Here is a 21,839-nt window from a genome sequence, read left to right on the forward strand (position 1 = left end):
CATACGCCTCGGGTCTCAGGCTAGCAGCGCCGGGTTAACGCAAGGTTTTCAAGCGGCGCCGGCCGTACCCGGTTGTATCCCGGCAGCAGCCGCGACGGGATGAACCGCGCGAAAGCTGATGGCGATGCGGTTCCAGGCGTTGATGGTGGCGACAAGCAGGGTGAGCTTGACCAGTTCGTCCTCGGCGAAGTATCGGCGCACCGCTTCGTAGACTGTATCGGGAACATGGGTTTCGGCAACGCGCGTCACCGCCTCCGTCCAGGCCAGCGCCGCCCGCTCCCGCTCGCTGTAGAGCGGCGATTCCTCCCAGGCGCTCAGCAGATAAAGGCGCTCCTCGCTCTCGCCGCGCGCCCGCGCCTCATGCGTGTGCATGTGGATGCAGAAGGCGCAGCCGTTGATCTGCGAGGCCCGCGTCTTGACGAGATCGATCAGCGAGATCTCGAGCCCGCAGCCGCCGACGTAGCTCTCGAGCGCCAGCATCGCCTTCATCGCCTCGGGAGCCGCCTGATAGGGATTGATTCGCGCGTCCAAGAGCCTATCTCCTACCCCTTTCGGCATCTAAGGAGCGCCGCACTCGTCTTCAAGAAGGCCTGTCCGCGAGCGGACGCGATGATACCGACGATGCTCATGTGGGAGTCCTCGCGCCGAAATCCTCGCGGGGAAATCCCGGCGAGGATCGCGACACGCGCCGGCCAGACGTTCAGGCGCACGCCGGCCGGGTTGGACGTTCAGGTCCTGGGCAGCACGTGATTGGCGCCGTGCGTGACCGCGGCACCGGCGCGCAGCGCGGCGGCGAGGAAGGTGACTTCCGCCAGTTCCTCGTCGGTCGCGCCCGCCTTGCGCGCGAATTCGCTGTGAATGGTCAGGCAGTAAGGGCACTGGGTGGTCAGCGCCACGGCAACCGCCATCAGCTCCTTGATCTTTCGCGACAGCGCGCCATCGGCCATGGCCGCGCTATCGAAGGCGACGAAGGCCTTCATCACCTCTGGCTTAAGCTCTCCGAGTGGAGCCAGCTTCTTCAGTTCATCAGCGGCGCTCATGTTTCCTCCTCAGCGATCAGGGCAGCAATCGTTCTGGTTGCCCCAACCCTGAGATGATCTCTCGAACGCCCGAGTACACCCTTTATCGGTCTCGCTCGGACCATCAACCCGCTATCGCAAAAGACGATCTCATTGTCGATGGGGTGAGGCAGGCTGTGCACCCCGCTCGCGGGAGGCTGCGTCCGGAAGGTTACGGGCGTTGCCCTGCCCCAAACTTCAGGCGGTTGACGCGGGTCGGGAGGCCCTATATGTTCTCGTTATGTACCTTACGGCCGCCTGCGGCAAGGAAAAGCTAGGACACAATGACGACATTTGACGACAAGCGATGACGGACGCACGGTTGCGGCGAGAGCATATTTGTTGTTTCAATGGCTTATCGGAAACAAGGGGCTGTTGAATGGGATGAAACCAAGCCCGATGGGGTGCTTTTCTGAGCGCGATCGGTCCGCGGCGTGTCAGCATCAGACGGGATTGACCGGACCGAGGAAGTCGAAGCCGGCCTGCTCGACGGCGGTGCGCACGGTATCGTCGCTGTCGATGCCGCCGACGCTGACGGTGCCGGTCGGAAGGTCGATCTGCACAAAGGCGTCGGGGCCGGCCTTGCGGATGGCGTTGGTCACGGCGCGCACGCAGCCCTCGCAGGTCATGCCGTCAACCGAGTAGGTTCGCACGTTGCCCATCGTTGTCTCCTCATAGCTCATCGCGATTTTGCTCGTAGATGGTCGATGCGGCGCGCAACGGCAAGCGGCTTTCGTCCGCCCCGCCCCGCCTCACCAGCGCGGAGACCGATGCAGGTCCTGCTCGAACTGTTCGTGGCGAAGGTCCTGCTCGATCATCCGACTGCGCAGTTCGAGGCCGCGGCGTTCGCCCTCTCGGCGCTCTTGCAGCGGATCGTAGGTCATGCGGTGCGGCGCGTTCGGTGGTGGGCGGCGCAGGCGCTCGATTTCGTAAGGGCCAAGCTGACGGTCGAGGGTGCGGATCTGCCCTTCGACCTGACGCTGCTGGTCGAGCAATGTCCGCTCGCGCGGGCTCTCGCCGGCCGGGTTCGATAGCGGGACGGCCGGTGGGCTGACGAGCGGTGAAACCGGTGGCTTGACGGGCGGGGGCGCCAGCATCGCCGGGGGCGGGTTGCGCGTCAGCGAGTCCGCCGCCGCGGGCAGCGCCCACAACGCGGCGAGCACGCTCGCCGCCAGCACCGCTGCGGCGAAGCTGGCGACAAGCGCGGCGCTCGACCCTGGGCGGGCGGCGCGGTGCCTCCCATGGCCCAAATCCGCGCCCGGCCGGCCTTGACGCTGGCCGGGCGGGCCGGCATGGTGCGGCGTGGCGGGGATTCCCGCCTGTCTGGTCCGGCTCTCGCTCATGCTCTTGTTGATCGATAACTACGACAGCTTCACCTACAATCTCTTTCATTATCTGGGAGAGCTCGGCGCCGATGTCGACGTCCGCCGCAACGATGCGCTGAGCGCCGAGGACGCGCTGGCGCTGAAACCGGACGGCATCGTCCTGTCGCCGGGGCCGTGCGATCCCGACCGGGCGGGGATCTGTCTGGCGCTGATCGAGCAGGCCGCCGGGAAGACACCCCTGCTTGGCGTCTGCCTCGGCCACCAGAGCATCGGTCAGGCGTTCGGCGGCAAGGTGGTGCGCGCGCCCAAGCCGATGCACGGCAAGATCAGCCGGATCAGCCACGACGGCAGCGGCGTTTTCGCCGGCCTGCCTTCGCCCTTCGCCGCCACCCGCTATCACTCGCTGATGGTCGAGAAGGAAACCTGGCCGGAGTGCCTGGTTCCGACGGCGGAAAGCGAGGACGGCGTCGTCCAGGGCCTGCGCCATCGCGAGCTACCGATCTTCGGGGTGCAGTTCCACCCGGAGAGCATCGCCACCGAACACGGTCACGCGCTGCTGCGCAACTTCCTCGATGCGACGCGGCAGTAGGGCTCGCCGGTGAGCGATCGCGCCGAAAACGATCCCCGATCCCGGCTGAAGGCCTTTCTCGCCACCCTCGCCTCCGGTGCCCGGCTCAGCGTCGACGAGGCCGAGGAGCTGTTCGCCATCGTCATGGCCGGCGAAGCAACACCGGCGCAGATCGGCGCGATCCTCATGGCGCTCCGGGTACGCGGCGAGACCGTCGAGGAAATCACCGGTGCAGTCCGGGTGATGCGGGCCCGGGTGCTCTCGATCACCGCGCCAGCGGGCGCGATCGATCTTGTCGGCACTGGCGGAGATGGCGGCGGGACATTCAATATCTCGACAGGTGCCGCGCTGGTCGTCGCCGGCTGCGGTGTGCCGGTCGCCAAGCACGGCAACCGCGCGGTTTCGTCCAAATGCGGGGCGGCCGACGTGCTGGCCGCCCTTGGCGTTAACCTCGATGCCGACCTGAGCCTCATCGAGCAGGCCATCCGCGAGGCCGGCATCGGCTTTCTGATGGCGCCCCGACACCATGCGGCGATGCGCCATGTCGCCGGCCCTCGCGGCGAGCTCGGCGTGCGCACCATCCTTAACCTGCTGGGGCCGCTGTCGAACCCGGCGCACGTAACCCGCCAGTTCACCGGTGCCTTCGCCCGCGCCTGGATCGAGCCGATGGCCCGCGTGCTCGCCAACCTCGGCTGCGAGCGGGCCTGGGTGGTGCATGGCTCGGACGGCCTTGACGAACTGACGACAACCGGCCCGTCGTTCGTCGCCGAGCTTGCGGGCGGCGCGGTGCGCACGTTTACCGTCTCCCCCGCTGATGCCGGCCTGCCGTTTGCATGGGCGGAGGACCTCAAGGGCGGCGACGCGCTGACGAACGCCGCGGCGATGCGGGCGATGCTGGACGGCGCGCCCAGCCCGTTCCGCGATGCCGTCGTTTTCAATGCCGGCGCGGCCCTGCTCGTCGCCGGCAAGGTTGCCGACCTTACCAGCGGCGTCGGCTGCGCCGCTGCGGCGATCGCCTCCGGGCGCGCGCGGGCAGCCCTTGATCGGTTGATCGCCATTACCAACCTTCAACCGAGCGTCGCGGTGGAGAGCGGATGAGTGTCCTTGAAGAAATCTGCGCGCAAAAGCGCGCCCTTGTCGCCCAGCGCAAGCGCACCTGCCCCCAGGCAGAGCTTGAGCGGCTCGCCGCCGACGCATCGCCGCCACGCGGCTTCGCCAGTAATCTCTGGCGGGTGATCGCTGAAGGCGGCTACGGTCTCATCGCCGAGATCAAGCGCGCCTCGCCCTCAAAGGGGCTGATCCGCGCCGACTTCGATCCGCCGGTGCTCGCGTCCGCCTACGAGGCGGGCGGCGCCACCTGCATTTCGGTGCTCACCGACGGTCCCTATTTCCAGGGCGACGATGCATTCCTTATCGCGGCTCGGGCGGCAGTGAGCTTGCCGGTGCTACGCAAGGACTTCCTGCTTGACCCCTACCAGATCATCGAGTCGCGGGCGATCGGCGCTGATGCCGTGCTGCTGATTCTCGCCGCCATCGACGACGGCTGCGCGCGCGAGCTGCGGGCGTGCGCCTTTGATCTCGGTATGGATACCCTGGTCGAGGTGCATGACGAGACCGAGATGCGCCGGGCGGTGGCGCTCGATTGCACGTTCATCGGTATCAACAACCGCAACCTTGCGACCCTGAGCGTCGATCTGGCGACCACAGAACGGCTGGCGCCATTCTGTCCGGGTGATCGCCTCCTGGTCAGCGAGAGCGGCCTGTTCGCCCACGTCGACTTCGATCGCATGGCCCGCGCCGGGGTGCGCTGTTTCCTGGTTGGCGAATCGCTGATGCGCCAGCCGGACGTCGCCGAGGCGACGCGCGCCTTGCTCGCGCCCACGCCCTGAGACCCGCGGCGTTTACGCCGCCTTTTTGACCTCTGCGGCGAAAGCCTTGAGTTCTGCCTCGTCGAGCGTCTCCCGATCGAGCAGCAACCGGGCGCTGCGGTCGAGCAAGGCGCGGTTGGCTTCGAGCAGGGTACGCGCCCGCGCGGAGGCAGCGGCGACGAGATCGCGTACCGCGGTATCGATCTCCCGCGCGGTCGCCTCGCTGTACTTGCGCGGTGACGGTGCCTGAAATTCCGCCGGGCCGAGCAGCGAGCGGCGCTCCTCCTCGTAGGCGACGTTGCCGAGCGCATCGATCATGCCGTAGCGCGCGACCATGGCGCGGGCGATGTCGGTGACCTTGGCGAGGTCATCGGCGGCGCCGGTCGAGATCTCGTCGAAGACGAGGCGCTCGGCGGTGCGCCCGCCGAGCAGCACCGCCATCTTGTTCTCAAGCTCGGCCCGCGACATGAGAAAACGGTCCTCGGTCGGGCGCTGAATGGTGTAGCCGAGGGCACCGACGCCGCGGGGGATGATTGAAACCTTATGGACGACATCGATGCCCGGCAGCGCCATGCCAATGAGCGCGTGGCCCATTTCGTGGAAGGCGACGATTTCGCGCTCGCGGGGATTGAGCAGGCGATTCTTCTTCTCGAGACCGGCAACGATGCGCTCGACTCCCTGGGTGAAGTCCGCCATCGAGATCGCCGCAGCATCCCGGCGGGTGGCGATCAACGCCGCCTCGTTGACGAGATTGGCGAGATCGGCGCCGGTGAATCCCGGCGTCAGGCTCGCAACCGCTTCAGCATCGACGCTTGGATCGAGCGCCTTTTCTTTCAAGTGCACGCCCAAGATGGCGGCGCGGCCGATCCGGTCCGGCCGGTCGACAAGCACGTGACGATCAAAGCGGCCGGCGCGCAGGAGCGCCGGATCGAGGATTTCCGGCCGGTTGGTCGAGGCGAGCAGAACGATGCCGGTGCCGGGATCGAAGCCGTCGAGTTCGACGAGGAGCTGGTTGAGCGTCTGCTCCTTTTCGTCGTGCCCGCCCATCGGCGCCAGCGAGCGCGAGCGGCCCAGCGCGTCAAGCTCGTCGATGAAGATGATGCACGGCGCCTGCTTGCGCGCCTGCTCGAAAAGATCGCGCACCCGCGCGGCGCCGACGCCGACGAACATCTCGACGAACTCCGAGCCATTCATTGAGAAGAACGGCACGCCGGCTTCGCCCGCGACCGCGCGCGCGAGCAGGGTCTTGCCGGTTCCGGGCGGACCCAGCAGCAGCACCCCCTTGGGCACACGGGCGCCGAGACGACCGTGCGCTTTCGGGTTCTTGAGAAAATCGACGATCTCCTCGAGTTCCTCCTTGGCCTCGTCGACACCGGCGACGTCGTCGAAGGTGGTCTTGGTGTCGCGCTCGACGTAGACCTTGGCCTTGCTTTTGCCGATCGCCGTCAGGCCGCCAAAGCCCTGCTTTTCCGCCATCTTGCGGATGAAGAACATCCACAAAAAGAAAAACACGACCATCGGTACGATCCACGACAGAAGATCGCTGAAGAAGGTGCTATGTACGACCCCAGAGTACTGGACATCGTACTTGGCGAATTGCTCAGCGAGCGCCGGGTTGACGATGACCGTACGAAACCCGGTCCGACCGTCGGCCGTCGCCTTCTTAAGCGTCCCCTCGATCACCGTAGAGCCGACCGACATCTTATCGATGCCGCCTTCGGTCAGCAGCTTTTCAAACGCGCTGTAGGGTAGCGTTTCGACCTCGCGCTGTTCGACCCACCAGTTCTGAAAGAACAGCAACGCCAGGACCGCCATGAGCACGTACCAAACGTTCACGACCTGCTTTTTGTCCATCTGCCGTCCTTTCGCGCCTTGCTCCGCCTCGGAAAAGGCTGTTTTACCCGATATTGCTCCCCGCCTCAGCGACTGATAGCGTGCGGCTCGGATGTCTACGATAACAGGGCGGATATGACCGGATCGTCGCATTTCGATGCTGCGGGCAATGCCCGGATGGTCGACGTCTCCGGCAAGGAGCCCAATGATCGCACGGCGACGGCGAAAGCCCGCGTTGTCATGAGCCAGGAAACGCTGGCAACCATCGCCGGTGGCGCGGCGAAAAAGGGCGACGTTCTCGCTGTCGCCCGTTTGGCCGGCATCATGGCGGCGAAGCAGACATCGCAACTGATTCCCTTGTGCCATCCCCTGTCGCTCACCTCGGTTACCGTCGATCTCGTCTGCGATGCGGTGGAGAGCGCCGTGGACATCACTGCGACCTGCCGCGTGCGCGAGCGCACCGGCGTCGAGATGGAGGCGATGACGGCGGCGGCGATCACGGCGCTTACAGTCTACGATATGTGCAAGTCGCTCGATCGTGGCATGCGGATCGAAGCCATCCGCCTGGTGCACAAATCGGGTGGGTCGTCTGGCACGTTCGAGGCCGATTGAATGAAGGGCGACGCCGCATGATCGCCGTCGAAGCGGCGATCGCCCGCATCCGCGCCGCCTTCTCGGCGCTGCCGGCGGAGACGATCAGCCTCGATCAAGCCCTGGGTCGCGTGCTCGCGCAGGCGGTCGCGGCCCATGTTTCGCATCCGCCCTGTGCCGTCTCGGCCATGGATGGCTATGCGATCAGGGCCGATGATGTCCCCGAGGTACCGGCGGTGCTGCGGGTTCCGGGCGCATCGACGGCCGGCGCCGGCTACGTTGAGCGCATTCAGCCGAAAGAAGCGGTGCGCATCTTCACCGGTGCACCGGTGCCGGCGGGCGCCGATACGATCATCATTCAAGAGCACACTCAGCAATCGGACGGACACGTCGTCGTGCAGCGGCCGCCCCAGCCTGGCCGGCATATTCGCCGCATGGCACAGGACTTCGCCGCGGGGGATGTCCTGCTCAAGGCTGGCCGCAGGCTCTCAGCCCGGGATCTTGGTCTTGTTGCGGCGATGAACGTGCCCTGGCTCAGGGTTCACCGCAAGCCGCGCATCGCCGTTGTCGCGACCGGAGATGAGCTGGTGCTGCCGGGCGAGCCGATCGGGCCGGCGCAGATCGTCAGCTCCGCCAGCGTGTTCGTAACCGCAGCCTTGCGCGGCTTCGGCGCCGAACCCGTATCCCTCGGCATCACCGGTGATGACGCGGCCGCGCTCGCGGGCACGATCCGGGCTGCCCGGGGCGCCGATCTTTTGATCACCATCGGCGGAGCGTCGGTCGGCGATTTCGATCTCGTCCGCCGCGCGCTTGACGGCGAAGGCTTCGATCTCGATTTCTACAAGGTCGCAATGCGTCCAGGCAAACCCCTGATCTTCGGCCGCCTTAACGCCATGCCGGTGCTCGGTCTTCCGGGAAATCCCGTCTCCGCCGGTATCACCCTGCTGCGCTTTGCAAAACCTGCGATCGAAGCGATGCTGGGTCTCGATGCCTCGTCCCCGCCTCTGCCGACCGTCCAGCTCGCCACCGATCTGCCGGCGAATGACGATCGCGAGGATTATATCCGCGCGACCCTCTGCCGCGATGCCGACGGAGATGTCATTGCGACGCCGCTTCGCTCGCAAGACAGTGCGTTGCTGAGCGCCTTCGCCGCCGCCGAATGTCTGCTCGTCAGGCCGCCGCACGCCGCGGCAGCGAAGGCAGGCGAGCGTTCGGCGGCCCTCATTTTTTCCGATCACGCGCCGACGTTTTGATTTTATTCGCGCAGAACGCAAGCGCGACCTTGACGCCACGTGGGAACCAAACTAGAACATAGTCAACAGTTTTTGTTTTGTTCTAGATATTGTGGTCGCGAAAGAGCGCTGCTCCAGGTTTTCTCGGGAAAACCCTCATTGGGTTAAACCTGATCGCAAATACTGTTCGCAGCGCCTGCCCGGGAGACGGACGCATGTTGACCAAAAAGCAATTCGAGCTGCTGATGTTTATCGACAAGCGGCTGAAGGAATCCGGGGTTTCGCCGTCGTTCGACGAAATGAAGGATGCGCTCGGGCTTCGCTCGAAATCTGGAATCCACCGTCTGATGACCGGTCTCGAGGAGCGCGGCTTCGTTCGCCGACTGCCGCATCGGGCACGAGCACTCGAGGTCCTGCGTTTACCCGAGAACATGACCTCCGTCGGCATCGCCGTGCGTCGAAGCGAGGGTTTCGCCCCCAACGTCATCAAGGCGGACTTCAAGCTTCCCGGCCATCCGGCGCCTCCCGGTGCGCACGTCGTTCCGCTGCCGCTCTACGGCAAGATTGCCGCCGGGACGCCGATCGCGGCGCTGCGCGACCACTCGCGTTCGATCGATGTGCCTTCGGTTCTCGTCGGCAATGGCGAGCACTATGCTCTCGAGGTCGAGGGCGATTCGATGATCGAGGCCGGCATTCTTGATGGTGATACGGTGATCATCCAGAAGTCGGAAACGGCGGATAGCGGCACGATTGTCGTTGCTCTGGTCGACAATGAGGAGGTCACCCTCAAGCGGCTGCGTCGTCGCGGCCAGTCCATCGCGCTCGAGCCGGCGAATTCCGCCTACGAGGCGCGCATCTGTGGGCCGGATCAGGTCAAGGTTCAAGGTCGTCTGGTTGGTCTTTTGCGACGCTACTGATCCGATGCTCGCCGGGGCGAGTCTTCCGAGACGCATCCGCGTCGTCATCACCGGCGTCCGCATCGGTATCTGCGGACTCGTCGGCGAGGACCGGCACCCAAGGACGGTTGCCCCTCCGGCCATTGACGCTTTCAAGCCGCACCGTTCCCGCATCCAGCCATAAGACGTGCGTTCCGTTGCGCAAGAGAGCGGCTCGATCGACGACCGTCGTGGCCGAGGCGCATCGCCTGCGGACGACCGCCAGGCTGATGATCACATCAGCCTGCGTGCAGTCGTCAATCAATGCCTCGCCACGGCGCGCGAAGGCAACGACATGGCCTCCTCGGCGATAGACGCAGCCCAGTTCGTCGCAGCGAATGGCGCCGTCGCGTGCCTTACCGCCGTCGTCCCGCCAGTAGCCAGATGCAGCCTCATCGCCGACCCGGCGAATCCAGGACTCGCGCGCCGAGCGAGCGGCGGACTTTGATGAGAACATCAGCCCGCCGTCATCGTCACGGACGGCAAAGAGCTGTCCTTTTGCATCAACGAACACGTCTGGGGGCTCGACGAACAGCATTCCGACGAGCCCGGCCGCGATACCAAGCCCCCCCAGCCATCGCCACGGCCGCTGCCAAAGACAAATCCACAGTCCTCCGAAGGTGATGACGACGAGTCCCCAAAGCGGCATCGTCGGCAACAGAATTACTGCGCCCGGCCATGCGGCGACGTCTTCGGCGATGTGGATTATCCCTGCTACACCCCAACCCATCGGCACCAGCGCGAATGCCTCGAGGCCAAACGGCATCAGCAGCACCGCCGCGACCGCCCACGGCATGACCCAAAAGCCGGTCAGCGGCACCGCCAGCATATTGGCGACGATCCCATAGAGCTGAAAGCGGTTGAAGTGATAGGCGGCAAAAGGTGCGGTCGCGCTCGATGCCAGCAGGGTTGAAAAGACGACGCCAGCAAAATAGAGCAGCAGGCGCACGGGCAGCCCGTGGCGCTCCTCCGGTTGTCGGCGGCGGACGTGCAGTTCCTCGTAGCCGGCGATCAGCGCCAAAACCGCCGCGAAGGACATTTGGAAACTCGGGCCCAGCATCGATTCCGGCTGCGTGATCAGCACGATCAAGGCGGCGGCGGCGACGAGGCGCATGGATATGCCCTGCCGGTCGACGAGAATAGCCAGCAGAACGATAGCGATCATTACGAACGAGCGCTGTGCCGGCACCGGGGCCGACGCCAGCAGGGTATAGCCCCCCGCGGCGATGACGGAGGCGAGCGCCGCCCATTTCTTGATCGGGAAACGCAGGGCCAGGGCCGGGATCAGCGCGAGGGCGCTGCGGGTAAGAACAAAGATGATGCCGGCGACGAGACCGATATGCAGGCCGGAAATCGACAGCAGATGCGCCAGGCCCGAATTGCGAATCGCTGCCATGGCCGCGTCGGGGATCGAGCGTGTCTCCCCGGTCAGCAGCGCGGTTGTCACCGCCGCCGTTGCACCGTCGAGATAGGTGCGGACCCGTTCGGCAATGGTGAATCGGGCGCGGGCGAACGCGGTTGTGACGCCGTTTTGCGGATGATCGTCGCTGAGTACGCGCGCCGAGCCGACAGAGTAGCCGACGCCCCCCAGCCCGCGGAAGTAGGCCTCACGCTGAAAGTCGTAGCCTCCTGGAACCGAGGGTGCCGGCGGCGGCATCACCATGGCCAGGAGTTCGATCTCATCTCCTGGCCTGATAGCCGGCTGACTGCCACGCAACCGCAGGCGTATCCGCTCAGGGAGTTTGTCGTGCGCCAGCCGGCTGATGGCGAGCTGGTCGATCGTTACCCGCAGCCCGCTTGGGAAGTGTTCAACCCGCCCGACTCGACCGTGCACCACCGTGGGCCCGATCGCCTTTTCCAGTGTGAGCGTTCCAAGAGCATTGGCTTTGATCTGTGCGGCCGCGAATCCCACGGCAACGGCGAGGATGGCGGCGACGACGCAAACTGCGACCGGTCGCAGCACCTGTCCGTGCTCCGACGAGCCGGTGACCAGGAGCAGCGCAATAAAACCGAGAAAGAGCGCTGCAGCCCCGCTCCAAGGCCGGGGTTCGCTTGGAAGACAGAAGTAGATGCCGATGCCGATACCGACGAAGACCGGCAGCCACAGCACCCAGCGTTCGCGTTCGGCGAGCAGGGATGCGCCGATCCAGCCGGCGAACGCATGGAAGCGCCCAATCCGGGGAATGTTTCCCACTGCGCGCGCTGGCGCGACGTTCATTGATTCCATGGCGCTCGAACGTTCGAACGGATGCCGCGGATCTTCTGGCGACCAACTCTACTTAGAGTACCCCTTTTTGGGGTGATATGGCCAGCTACGGCTTTGCTTGCCACCGCGATACCCAGTCATCCCGAGCGAAGAGGTCGCCGTGGCGAGGCCGGGCCAGGAAGGATCGCGCCTGTTGCAACCGATGCGCCGGGGCTCATTTCACCGTTGGCGCAGGATGCGCCGATCCCATCAAGCCAGGGACACGATCAGGAGCTCTACGTCGAATCCGTGGATAACAAAGGCTCATGCCGCCTTGAACCCGTCGATGCAACCCGCTTTCAGTAATCCTTGACGGGATTGTGTGATAACGAAGTCAACGGGAAAACCGCGGACCCATTCGGCCATTCGGAAAATTATGGTGAGGGAATTGAGAATTTTGGCCGGGCCGTAAGAGCCCGGCCAAGTCGTGCCGGCTTATTGATTGATCGGCGCTCCATCGTCGCGCGACCTGTTAGCTTAAGATTAAGGCAAGCACCATGATCATAAAATGACCACCATCACAGGATGTCGCCTTCACCTGCTTGCTGTCCGGGTCCCCCGTTCACCAGCGATCGCTTGCCTATGCCAGATATTATTTTGGCAAATTCTCATAGTGTCGCCTGCTTGAACAGAGCATCCAAAGTCAAAAGCCAATATTGGTTCACTCTTCGTCTCTCTATTTCCGCGTCGCACGGGTGTTCGACGCGCCTGGGATCAAAGCTCGAACCACTCCTCGCTGGCATAATCGAAGTAGCGCAGAATGTGCGATCCATCCCAGTGATAGCGCAGGTGCCGCTCTTGGACGGGCGGCGAGATGCACGGCGCTCGGAACACGGCGAGCGCCTTGTGGCCGGGGTGACGGACGCTGACATAGACGATGCCATCCTCGCCGGCGGCGCGCATCTCGGCGGCGAAGCGCCGGCTCGCTTCGTAGTCGTCGGGCGCCATGAGCGGCGCCAAGGCTTCGGTATCACGCGTCAAATCGACGAACGTGCCGACAATCGCACCGACGTAGACCCGCTGGTCAAGATCGTCGGGAACAGCGGCACCGGCGCGCAGGCGCTGCTCAAGATGGTAAACGGTCTCGCGAATGGCGGTTTCCCGATACTGCGCGGCATAATAGACGCCGTAGCGCCCGTCGCTGAACCGCGAGCCGAGAGGATTGAGGTGGACGAATGCGGCCATCACCGCCGTCGAGCGGACCCGCAGCTCGGGGGGGACTAGGCTGATCGCGCCGAGTTCCTGGCGGACGCGCGGATTGACCGCGGACTCCAGTTCGGCCAGCAACTCCCAGTCGGCGGGGTCGTGCGTTAAGTCCTCGAACAGTTGAATCGGTGGATACTTGCTGGGAATGATCCGCCACGCCCGTTGCCAGTCCACCCGCGCGCGCGCGAACGCTGGCGGCGTCACACCCAGCCCCCGCGCAAGGCATCGAGATACTGGCGGACGAAGGCGAGGTCGGTGACGTCACCAGCCAGCATCCGCTGCAAGGGGGCCTGACCGTTGAAATCATCGTTGTTGCGGCTGATCCAGCCGTAGACGTTCTCCGGATTGGCGAACAATGTCCGCAGCGCCCGATGGATTCCGAGCAAATAACCGATCCGGCTCATCGTATCGCGCGGGGCTCCGCTGACCTTGCCGCTCTTCCAATTGTAGAACGTGCGCTCCGATGGGCGACCGAGCAGAACCCGCGCCTGCTCGTTGTTCAGCTTCCACAGCTCGGCGAGAACGAAAAATGCCTTCAAACCGGCGGCGATGTGTGCCCGGTTGTTGAGGGGGTCAACCGTCGTTTGCCTGCCTGTCTGCGGAGCTCGCGTCATGTCCGTTGTCTCAAAAGTGCATATTTGCATATATATTCTGTGACACGCGAATATGCAATTAAGTACGACCATCGGCCGCCGATTTGCGCGCCAGCCCGACGACGGTAGTGTGATAGATAGACGAGGGGTGTCAGGACGGGAGCAACAGCGGCGATGATGCGATGGATGCGATGGGCATTCGCTCTCCTCGCCGTACTGGCCGGCATGACAACCACCGCCGCGGCGGATACGCTCGAGACCGTACGCAACCGCGGCTGGCTGACTTGCGGCGTGGCCAACGACCTGCCCGGTTTCAGCGCGCCGGACGCCAAGGGCCACTGGACCGGGCTCGACGTCGACGTCTGCCGCGCCGTCGCCGCCGCCGTGTTTGGCACCGCTGAAAAGGTCCGCTTCGTGCCGCTCAATGCCCAGGCGCGGCTGACGGCGTTGCAAAGCGGCGAAATCGATGTCCTGGCCCGCAACACCACGTTCACCCTCACCCGCGACACGGCGGCGGGGATCAATTTCACCGTCATCAACTACTACGACGGCCAAGGATTTCTCGTCCGCAAGTCCCTCGGCGTCGCCAGTGCCCGCCAGCTCTCCGGCGCCAGCGTCTGCCTGCAAACCGGCACGACGACCGAGCTCAACCTCGCTGACTTCGCCCGTGCCGCCGGCCTCGACCTCAGGCCGGTGACGATCGAGAAGTACGAGGAGATGGTGGGAGCCTATCTCGCCGGACGCTGCGATGCGCTCAGCGCCGACGCCTCGGCGCTGGCGACCATCCGCGCCAACGCGACGCCCGATCCCGACGCGCACGTCGTCTTGCCCGAGCTGATCTCCAAGGAACCGCTGGCACCGGCGGTCCGTCAGGGCGATGATCGCTGGTTTGACATCGTCAAGTGGTCACAGTTCGCGATGATCGAGGCGGAAGAGCGCGGCATCGATTCGCATACCGTCGATGCCGCTGCGCGCTCGGACGACCCAGGCGTTGCCCGGCTGCTCGGCGCGACACCGGGGGCGGCGGCCGCGCTCGGCCTCGCCGACGGCTGGGCGCGCGCGATCATCCACGATGTTGGCAACTATGCCGAAAGCTTTGATCGCAATCTCGGCGCGGGGTCCGCGTTGAAACTGCCGCGTGGCGCGAATGCGCTGTGGACGAAAGGCGGGCTGATGTATGCGATGCCGTTCCGCTGACCGTTCGTTTGTCGTCGCGAGGAAACGGCGACGACGATGGTCGAGATCACTTGGGAGACCCGGTTTGATACGTGCGTTGATTCTCCCGTTCGTCCTGGTACTGGGGATTTTCGCTTCTGGTCCTTGCGCGCGCAGCGGAGAGTCCCCGGCGCAGGCATTCTTCGGGCACTACGACGGCAAGGCAATTCTCGTCGACGACGGCGAGACGACGATGCGCGATCTCGCCGTGACCATCGAGCCGTCAAGCGAAGGCTTTTCCGTCGGCTGGACGACCGTTTCGAAGACGAAGGACGGCAAAGAGAAGCGCAAGACTTACGTCATTGCCTTCGAACCCAGCGTGCGTCCGGGAATCTTCCGTTCGGCCATGCGCACCGACCTGTTCGGCAACCGTGTTCCCCACGATCCGATGAAGGGGGAGCCCTATGTCTGGTGTCGCATCAACGGGCGAACGCTGTCGCTCTATGCCTTGGTGATCGACGACGACGGCGGCTACGATCTTCAGGTCTACGACCGCACGCTTACCGACGATGGCCTTGATCTGCACTTTACCCGCCTGCACGAAGGCGAGCCACCCAAGGTGCTCAAGGCCACTTTACAGAAAACGGCACGTTAGCCAACGCGGGCGGGAAGGTCGTCGCCCGCCGGCGGTAGCCGAAGCCTATGCGAGACTAGCCCGTGATCCCCTCTCATCACGCTTCCCCGCTCCCTCCGCCGCCCGCCCGGTTCAACATCGCGCGCTATTGCCTGACGGCCCACGCGGCGGTCATGCCGGAGAAGACGGCGCTGATCGTGGCGCACGCGCCGGATCGCGAGCATCGCTGGTCCTACAGTGAAATCGACACGCTGGTCCGCCGGCTCGCCGGCGGGCTGCGGGCGATGGGTCTGCCTCGCGGCGCGCGGCTGATGATCCGCATGGACAACGACGTCTGGTACATCGTCACCTTCTTCGCCGCGCTCGCCGCCGGGCTGGTGCCGCTGCCGTCGTCGTCGGCCCTGACCTCCGCGGAGGCGGAGTTCCTGCTCGTCGATTCCGGCGCGGCGGCGATCGCGCTATCCGATGCGCTGGCCTTGGCGCACGCGGCGCCGGAGGGGGTAAGCGTCCTGCGCGCCGAGGACATCGAGGCTCTGGCCCGCACCCACTCCGCGCTCGACTATGGCGACACCGCTGCCGACGATCCCGGATTTCTGATCTATACCTCGGGGACGGTGGGACGACCAAAAGGAGTACTGCACGCTCACCGCTCCGCCTGGGGGCGCCGGCCGATGTACGACGGCTGGTCCGGTCTCGCAGCCGGCGACGTCGTCCTTCACGCCGGAGCGTTCAACTGGACCTATACCCTCGGCGTCGGCCTGATCGACCCCTGGGCCAACGGCGCCACCGCCGTCCTCTACAACGGCCCCAATGATCCGGGCGTATGGACGCGGTTGATCGCCCGGCATAACGTTACGATCTTCGCAACCGTACCAAGCCTTTATCGACGTATCTTGAAGTACGGTGATTGCTCGGCCCCCCCCCTCGCCTCCCTGCGCCACGGTCTGACCGCCGGCGAAGCGCTCCCCGCCGCCGTTCTCGACACCTGGGGACAAACGACCGGCAAGCCGCTCTACGAAGCACTCGGCATGAGCGAGATATCCACCTACATTTCCACCGGCCCCGGCATGGCGATCCGGCCGGGAAGCCCCGGCAAGCCGCAACGTGGGCGGCGTATCGCCATCCTCGCCGCCGATGAGCCAGAGCCGCGCGAATTGCCACCGGGTGACGTCGGCCTCCTCGCCGTCCACCGCTCCGATCCCGGCCTGATGCTCGGCTACTGGAACCGGCCGGACGAGGAGGCCGCGGTGTTTCGCGGCGAATGGTTCTGCGGCGGCGACCTCGCACACATCGACAACGACGGCTACGTGTGGTTTGCTGGCCGCCACGACGATATCCTCAACCCGATGGGCTACCGCCTCTCACCGCTCGAGGTCGAGGGCGTGCTCGCCCGCCATCCGATGGTGCACGAGGTGGCGGTCGGCGAAATCGCCGTGGCGTCCGGGATCAGCGTGCTCGCCGCCTTCGTCGTACCGCATGGCGACGGCGACGAAGCGGCGCTGCTCGCGTTTGCCAAGGAGCACCTTGCGAGCTACAAGTTGCCGCGTCGGGTGATCTTCGTGGATCACCTGCCGCGCACGCGCAACGGCAAGCTGCTCCGCCGCGAGCTGCCGCGCCGCGATCCTGAACCGAGCAACGGCGGATAGAACAGGAGCCGCTCAGCGCGCCGTCCAGCCGCCGTCGACCGGCAGCGTGGCGCCGTTGATCGACTTCGCGGCATCCGAGGCCAGGAACAGACAGAGCGCGGCGATCTCGCCGGCGTCGATGAACGCCTTGGTCGGCTGGGGGGCGAGGATGACGTCGCGGATCACCTGCTCACGGGGGATGCCGTGAGCGGCCGCCTGATCTTCGATTTGGTTCGCGACCAGCGGCGTCCATACGTAGCCGGGGCAGACCGCATTGCAGGTGATCCCCGCCTCCGCCGCCTCCAGCGCGATCACCTTGGTTAGGCCGAGCACCCCGTGCTTGGCGGCAACGTAGGCGGCCTTGAACGGTGAGGCGACGAGTCCGTGCACCGAGGCGATGTTGATGATCCGCCCCCACGCGCGCGCGCGCATGCCCGGTAGCGCCGCCCGGCTGGTGTAGAAAACCGACGACAGGTTCGTAGCGAGGACCGCGTCCCAGCGCTCGGCGTCAAACGCCTCGAGCGGCGCGACATGCTGGATACCGGCATTGTTGACCAGGATATCGACGCCGCCGAACACCGCCTCGGCGCCCGCGATCAGTCCCGCGGCCTCCTCGCTGCGACCGACGTCAGCGGCAACGAAGGTCACGTCGGCACCGGTCTCGCTTTTCATCTGGGCGCACAACGCCGCGCTCGCAGCACCGCCGCTGCGCCCGTTAAGCACCACCTTGCACCCACCGGTGGCGAACGCCTGGGCGATGCCAAGCCCAATGCCGCTGGTCGAGCCGGTGACGACAACAGTGCGCTGGGTTTCCATGGCCTACCGCCCTTGCCAATGCCGTGCCTCGATCGTGCACGGATCAAAGCGCACGGTAAAGCCGGGACAAGTGGCGCCAGAGGCTGAAACGTCGGGCTCCGCCGGGAGCACCCGCTTCGGGCGCTCGCTTATAGGCCCGATTTGGGTCCATCACGGCATAATATGCTGATCGAATATGCTGACTGTGCTAACTTTGCATGTGGGATGGTCTTCACGCGTGGAGGGGACGTGCATGGAGACGACAAGGGTAGCGTTCTGGCGGCTGATCGCCGTTGTCTGCGTCCTGGCATTTGCGGTGACTCCGGCCGTTGGTGCGACACAACGGACGGCATTGCCGGCCGACAAAGTCTTCAAATGTTCTGGAGACACTTTCTATAGCCTAGAGCAGGGCGGAGGATGGACCTGTCGGGTTCGTAATGAATTTTACCAACGCGACCAGGGCTCGCGTATCATTCCGCTGCGCTGGGTGCAGGCGCTAAGTCAAGTCGACGGTCAGCCGTTTCTGGCCGATGGTCTTGCACGGTATGGCTACTTGCCAAACCCTTCCGCCAGCACGCATGGACTGCCCGTGGGATTTCTCGCCGCTGGTCAGCGCGGCGAGGAGGCGCTGAGCATGACATGCGCCGCCTGCCATACCCGGCAGATTGAGGTCGGCCCTTCGGTGTACCGCGTTGATGGCGGCCCGGCGATCGTCGATTTCCAAAGCTTCCTTGCCGATCTCGACCGCGCGGTGGGCGAAGTGCTGGCGAGCGAGGCGGCCTTTGGTGGCTTTGCCGAGCGCGTGCTCGGGGCATCACCAGGGACGGACAAGACCATGACGCTGCACACGGCAGTGAGCGCATGGTACGAGCGCTACCATACGCTCATGGACCGCGCGTTGCCGACGACCTCCTGGGGGCCATCGCGCCTCGACGCAGTCGCGATGATCTTCAACCGCGTGACCGGACTCGACATCGGGCCGGAACCCTCGCGTTTAATTCCGGAAAACATTCATCGCGCCGAGGCCCCCGCACGATATCCCTTCCTGTGGAACTCGCCGCGGCAGGACAAGACACAATGGCCGGGATTTGCTGACAACGGCAACGGTCTTTTGGCTCTGTCCCGCAACCTGGGCGAGGTTTACGGCGTCTTTGCCGAATTTGAGCCGACGCGTAACGGCGGCTTGCTGAAGATCGACTACTTGAATAACAACTCGGCGAATTTCAGGGGTTTGGAGCGCCTGGAACACCTTGTCTGGAGATTGGACGCGCCCAAATGGCCGTGGCCAATCGATAGAGCGCTAGCGCGCAGAGGCGAGTCGTTGTTCGCGCAGAACTGCAACGAGTGTCACGCGATCAGAACCGGAACGTTCCGCTCCTCCTTGCACAGAACCTGGGCCACGCCGATCAAAGATGTCGGTACCGACTCGAAGGAGCAGGACTTGCTGAGCCGGGGAGCGACGACCGGGATCCTGGCAGGCGCACCAAAGCTTAGCGTACCCGACGCACGTTTTGGCGATGAGGACACCGCGATCGCGATCCTGAGCGCTACCGTGACCGGAGCGATCGCTCAACATATCGTGGTGCCGCCGCAAACACCTCAGGCGGCACGTGTCGCGGCGGCACGCCCTGAGGCGACGCAAACAGAGATGTTCGCAACACCGACGGAAGCCGCACTGACCAAAGCCGCTTACGAATCCCGGGTGCTGAAGGGTGTGTGGGCGGCGGCCCCGTACCTGCACAATGGCTCGGTGCCGACACTCGCGGAGCTGCTGAAGCCAGCCTCCGAACGCATCGCGACCTTTCGCATCGGCCCCGCCTACGATCTGGTGAACGTCGGCCTCGCGGCCGAGCAGACCCAGTTCGATTATACGCTCAAGACGACCGGCTGCGAAATGCGTGACTCCGGCAACAGCCGCTGCGGACACGAGTACGGCACGCATCTTTCCGAAGAGGACAAGCGAGCCTTGCTCGAGTACTTGAAACAGCTCTAACGGTTCGCTGACAAAGAATGTCCGGATGGAATCCGCACTGTTGGGCGCGAACGATCGAGCTTTGAAAGAGTGGCGCGCCCGGCAGGACTCGAACCTGCGACCTACTGCTTAGAAGGCAGTTGCTCTATCCGGCTGAGCTACGGGCGCCGGGATGGGTTCGTCGTGCGTCGCTACGCCCGGAAGTTCTCGGAATAGCTCTTCGGCCGGACCGTGTGCAAGCGCGGTTCCTGGACTACGTAGGCGAGGTTGTTGCGCTCGGCGAAGGCGATCGCCTCCTCGCGCGTATCGAACTGCAGGCGAAGCTGCGGGCGGGTATCACTCGAGCCGATCCATCCCATCAGCGGATCGGCGACCTGAGGGGCGTCGCGCTCGAACTGCACCATCCACTGGTGGGTCTTGCGGCGCCCCGATTGCATGGCGGTCTTGCTCGGCTGGAAGATGCGAACGTCGGTCACGGCTGTTTCTCCTCGCCGTCCGGCGGCGATTGTCGGGTTGCAACGCACAGAGTGGTGCGAAAAATAACCGGTTTGGCCGACATGGCAAAGCCCTGCCGGCGCGATCAGGCGGCGATGGCGCGTAATCCCGTTGGCATCGCCGCCGCGAATGGCCAAGCTGCACGCTAAGACGCTGCATGCGAGGACGCCGCATGCAACGATGGCGCGCGGGCGTGGCCTCGCGCCCCGGTGCGCACGAGAGCGGATCGTATCCACCATGCCGGACCTTTGGATCGAGCGCGGACCGCTGCTTTTGGTGTTGCAGGTCGCCCTTGCGGCATTGGCCTCGGCGCACGCCGCTCTGCATAAGCGCGACGTGCGCGCGGCCATCGGCTGGATCGGCCTGCTGTGGCTTGTTCCGTTTGCGGGGACCCTGCTTTACGGCCTGTTCGGTATCAACCGGGTCCGGCGGCGGGCCAGCATCCTGCGCGCGCGCCGGCCGCGTGGACGCGCTGCCGAGAACGACGTCGCGCCGTGCGCTGCCCTTGCCCACGCGCTGGCGCCGTCCCATCACCATCTGCTTTCGGTCGCGCTGCTCTGCGACCGGCTGACCGCAAGGCCGCTGACCGCCGGCAATGCCATCGAGCCGCTTGCGGGCGGCGAACGGGCCTACGCCGCGATGTTGGAGGCCATTGAATCGGCACGGACCAGCGTCGGCCTGCTGACCTATATCTTCGATGATGACGATTGGGGGCGGCGGTTCGTCGATGCGCTCGCCGACGCCCGCGAACGCGGCGTCGCCGTACGGGTGCTGATCGACGGCATCGGCGCCCGCTATTCGCTGGCCTCGGTTGCCGGCATGCTTCGCGATCGCGGGGTGACGACGGCGGAGTTTCTGCCTACCTTGCTGCCACGCTCGTTCGTCTTCAGCAATCTGCGCAACCATCGCAAGATCCTCATCGCCGATGGGCGCGTCGGATTCACCGGCGGGATGAACATCCGCGACGGGCACTGCCTTTCCGCCGGCAAGGGCGCGATCGCCGATGTCCACTTTCGCCTGCGCGGCCCGGTGGTCACCCAGCTCGCTGAGACTTTCGCCGACGACTGGGCATTCGCCAGCGGCGAACGGTTGACTCCGGACCTCTGGTGTCCGGATGTCTGGCCGGTGGGAGAGGTTTTCGCCCGCGCCATCGCCGCCGGACCCGACGAGGCGCTGGAGCGCATTCGCTGGGCGATCCTCGGCGCGCTTGCCCAGGCGAAGGACAGGATCCGCATTCTTACTCCGTATTTCCTGCCGGACAATACGCTGTTGACCGCACTGCAGCTCGCCGCGCTGCGTGGCGTCGTCGTCGATATCGTTATCCCCGCCCACGGCAATCTGCGCCTCGTCGATTGGGCGGCGCGGGCAAAGCTGGGCCATCTGCTTGCTTGCGGCTGCTCCTTATGGCTGACGCCGCCGCCGTTTGATCATGCGAAGGTCATGACCGTCGACGGTCAGTGGAGCCTGATCGGATCAGCCAACTGGGACCCGCGCAGCCTGCGGCTGAATTTCGAGCTCGATGTCGAATGCTATGATGCCGGTCTGGGCCGTGTGCTCGACGCGCTGGTCGAAGAGAGAACCCTTCGCGCCCGGCGCATGACCTACGCCGCCTTCAAGCGACGCGGACTTGCCGTCAAGCTGCGCGACAGCGCTGCCTGGCTGCTCTCGCCTTACCTGTGATCCCGCCATCTATCGCGCGCGAGACGGCG

General features: G+C 65.0%; 21 protein-coding genes and 1 tRNA gene. 11 read left to right on the forward strand and 11 right to left on the reverse strand.

The window, feature by feature from the left end:
- Nucleotides 1–48: 48 nt before the first annotated feature.
- From IPK66_11085 to IPK66_11100, 4 genes are all read right to left on the reverse strand, one after another.
- Nucleotides 49–531 carry a carboxymuconolactone decarboxylase family protein gene (locus IPK66_11085; protein ID MBK8175777.1) on the reverse strand — a complete coding sequence of 161 codons (483 nt, stop codon included), beginning with the start codon at nucleotides 529–531 and terminating at the stop codon, nucleotides 49–51.
- 197 nt (nucleotides 532–728) lie between these two features.
- Nucleotides 729–1,040, reverse strand: a complete 312-nt coding sequence (locus IPK66_11090) for a carboxymuconolactone decarboxylase family protein (GenBank protein ID MBK8175778.1) — start codon at nucleotides 1,038–1,040, stop codon at nucleotides 729–731.
- A gap of 461 nt (nucleotides 1,041–1,501) precedes the next feature.
- Nucleotides 1,502–1,720, reverse strand: coding sequence for a heavy-metal-associated domain-containing protein (locus IPK66_11095; GenBank protein ID MBK8175779.1), 219 nt, complete (start codon nucleotides 1,718–1,720; stop codon nucleotides 1,502–1,504).
- Between the two features lie 90 nt (nucleotides 1,721–1,810).
- On the reverse strand, nucleotides 1,811–2,401 hold the full coding sequence (locus IPK66_11100) for a hypothetical protein (protein ID MBK8175780.1): 591 nt from the start codon (nucleotides 2,399–2,401) through the stop codon (nucleotides 1,811–1,813).
- Between IPK66_11100 and IPK66_11105 the strand changes: the two genes are divergently transcribed.
- The 3 genes from IPK66_11105 to trpC are packed head-to-tail and all read left to right on the forward strand — an operon-like array spanning nucleotide 2,400 to nucleotide 4,840.
- Nucleotides 2,400–2,972, forward strand: coding sequence for an aminodeoxychorismate/anthranilate synthase component II (locus IPK66_11105; protein ID MBK8175781.1), 573 nt, complete (start codon nucleotides 2,400–2,402; stop codon nucleotides 2,970–2,972). The two genes, IPK66_11100 and IPK66_11105, sit on opposite strands and share 2 nt — an antisense overlap.
- Before the next feature lie 45 nt (nucleotides 2,973–3,017).
- Nucleotides 3,018–4,049 carry an anthranilate phosphoribosyltransferase gene (trpD, locus tag IPK66_11110; protein MBK8175782.1) on the forward strand — a complete coding sequence of 344 codons (1,032 nt, stop codon included), beginning with the start codon at nucleotides 3,018–3,020 and terminating at the stop codon, nucleotides 4,047–4,049.
- Nucleotides 4,046–4,840 carry an indole-3-glycerol phosphate synthase TrpC gene (gene trpC, locus IPK66_11115; protein MBK8175783.1) on the forward strand — a complete coding sequence of 265 codons (795 nt, stop codon included), beginning with the start codon at nucleotides 4,046–4,048 and terminating at the stop codon, nucleotides 4,838–4,840. The genes trpD and trpC overlap by 4 nt, the downstream gene beginning before the upstream one ends.
- Nucleotides 4,841–4,852: 12 nt before the next feature.
- Here trpC and ftsH read toward each other — a convergent pair whose 3' ends face one another.
- Nucleotides 4,853–6,673: an ATP-dependent zinc metalloprotease FtsH gene (ftsH, locus tag IPK66_11120; protein MBK8175784.1), complete on the reverse strand. Its 1,821-nt coding sequence runs from the start codon at nucleotides 6,671–6,673 to the stop codon at nucleotides 4,853–4,855.
- Nucleotides 6,674–6,787: 114 nt separating this feature from the next.
- Here ftsH and moaC point away from each other — a divergent pair, with 114 nt between their 5' ends.
- From moaC to lexA, 3 genes are all read left to right on the forward strand, one after another.
- Nucleotides 6,788–7,264, forward strand: coding sequence for a cyclic pyranopterin monophosphate synthase MoaC (moaC, locus tag IPK66_11125; protein ID MBK8175785.1), 477 nt, complete (start codon nucleotides 6,788–6,790; stop codon nucleotides 7,262–7,264).
- A 17-nt stretch (nucleotides 7,265–7,281) separates the two neighbouring features.
- Nucleotides 7,282–8,496: a molybdopterin molybdotransferase MoeA gene (locus tag IPK66_11130; GenBank protein MBK8175786.1), complete on the forward strand. Its 1,215-nt coding sequence runs from the start codon at nucleotides 7,282–7,284 to the stop codon at nucleotides 8,494–8,496.
- Nucleotides 8,497–8,690: 194 nt separating this feature from the next.
- Complete coding sequence (gene lexA / locus IPK66_11135) at nucleotides 8,691–9,392, forward strand: transcriptional repressor LexA (protein MBK8175787.1); 702 nt, start codon at nucleotides 8,691–8,693, stop codon at nucleotides 9,390–9,392.
- Here the strand turns inward: lexA and IPK66_11140 are convergent.
- The 3 genes from IPK66_11140 to IPK66_11150 form a co-directional block, all read right to left on the reverse strand.
- Nucleotides 9,349–11,628, reverse strand: a complete 2,280-nt coding sequence (locus tag IPK66_11140) for a ComEC/Rec2 family competence protein (GenBank protein MBK8175788.1) — start codon at nucleotides 11,626–11,628, stop codon at nucleotides 9,349–9,351. The two genes, lexA and IPK66_11140, sit on opposite strands and share 44 nt — an antisense overlap.
- 741 nt (nucleotides 11,629–12,369) lie before the next feature.
- Nucleotides 12,370–13,065, reverse strand: a complete 696-nt coding sequence (locus IPK66_11145) for an RES family NAD+ phosphorylase (protein ID MBK8175789.1) — start codon at nucleotides 13,063–13,065, stop codon at nucleotides 12,370–12,372.
- On the reverse strand, nucleotides 13,062–13,475 hold the full coding sequence (locus IPK66_11150; GenBank protein ID MBK8175790.1) for a DUF2384 domain-containing protein: 414 nt from the start codon (nucleotides 13,473–13,475) through the stop codon (nucleotides 13,062–13,064). Before IPK66_11150 ends, IPK66_11145 begins: the two co-directional genes overlap by 4 nt.
- Nucleotides 13,476–13,628: 153 nt before the next feature.
- Between IPK66_11150 and IPK66_11155 the strand changes: the two genes are divergently transcribed.
- From IPK66_11155 to IPK66_11165, 3 genes are all read left to right on the forward strand, one after another.
- Nucleotides 13,629–14,651: an amino acid ABC transporter substrate-binding protein gene (locus IPK66_11155; protein MBK8175791.1), complete on the forward strand. Its 1,023-nt coding sequence runs from the start codon at nucleotides 13,629–13,631 to the stop codon at nucleotides 14,649–14,651.
- A gap of 64 nt (nucleotides 14,652–14,715) precedes the next feature.
- A complete protein-coding gene (locus IPK66_11160; protein ID MBK8175792.1) occupies nucleotides 14,716–15,264 on the forward strand; it encodes a hypothetical protein in 549 nt (182 codons plus the stop codon).
- 152 nt (nucleotides 15,265–15,416) lie between these two features.
- The gene (locus tag IPK66_11165; GenBank protein ID MBK8175793.1) at nucleotides 15,417–16,889 is read left to right on the forward strand and encodes an acyl-CoA synthetase; all 1,473 of its coding nucleotides are present in this window, start codon (nucleotides 15,417–15,419) and stop codon (nucleotides 16,887–16,889) included.
- A gap of 12 nt (nucleotides 16,890–16,901) precedes the next feature.
- Here IPK66_11165 and IPK66_11170 read toward each other — a convergent pair whose 3' ends face one another.
- A complete protein-coding gene (locus tag IPK66_11170) occupies nucleotides 16,902–17,684 on the reverse strand; it encodes a 3-hydroxybutyrate dehydrogenase (GenBank protein ID MBK8175794.1) in 783 nt (260 codons plus the stop codon).
- A gap of 331 nt (nucleotides 17,685–18,015) precedes the next feature.
- Between IPK66_11170 and IPK66_11175 the strand changes: the two genes are divergently transcribed.
- Nucleotides 18,016–19,656 (forward strand): hypothetical protein, encoded by a 1,641-nt coding sequence (locus tag IPK66_11175; protein MBK8175795.1) that lies wholly within the window; start codon nucleotides 18,016–18,018, stop codon nucleotides 19,654–19,656.
- A 70-nt stretch (nucleotides 19,657–19,726) separates the two neighbouring features.
- On the opposite strand, the gene IPK66_11180 is transcribed toward IPK66_11175, so the two are convergent.
- Nucleotides 19,727–19,803: transfer RNA gene (locus IPK66_11180), tRNA-Arg, on the reverse strand.
- Nucleotides 19,804–19,826: 23 nt separating this feature from the next.
- The gene (locus IPK66_11185; GenBank protein ID MBK8175796.1) at nucleotides 19,827–20,369 is read right to left on the reverse strand and encodes an ETC complex I subunit; all 543 of its coding nucleotides are present in this window, start codon (nucleotides 20,367–20,369) and stop codon (nucleotides 19,827–19,829) included.
- Between IPK66_11185 and IPK66_11190 the strand changes: the two genes are divergently transcribed.
- On the forward strand, nucleotides 20,368–21,810 hold the full coding sequence (locus IPK66_11190) for a cardiolipin synthase (GenBank protein MBK8175797.1): 1,443 nt from the start codon (nucleotides 20,368–20,370) through the stop codon (nucleotides 21,808–21,810). The two genes, IPK66_11185 and IPK66_11190, sit on opposite strands and share 2 nt — an antisense overlap.
- Nucleotides 21,811–21,839: the final 29 nt, after the last annotated feature.

The organism is Rhodospirillales bacterium (assembly GCA_016712595.1).
Lineage (GTDB): Bacteria > Pseudomonadota > Alphaproteobacteria > Rhodospirillales > Defluviicoccaceae > Defluviicoccus.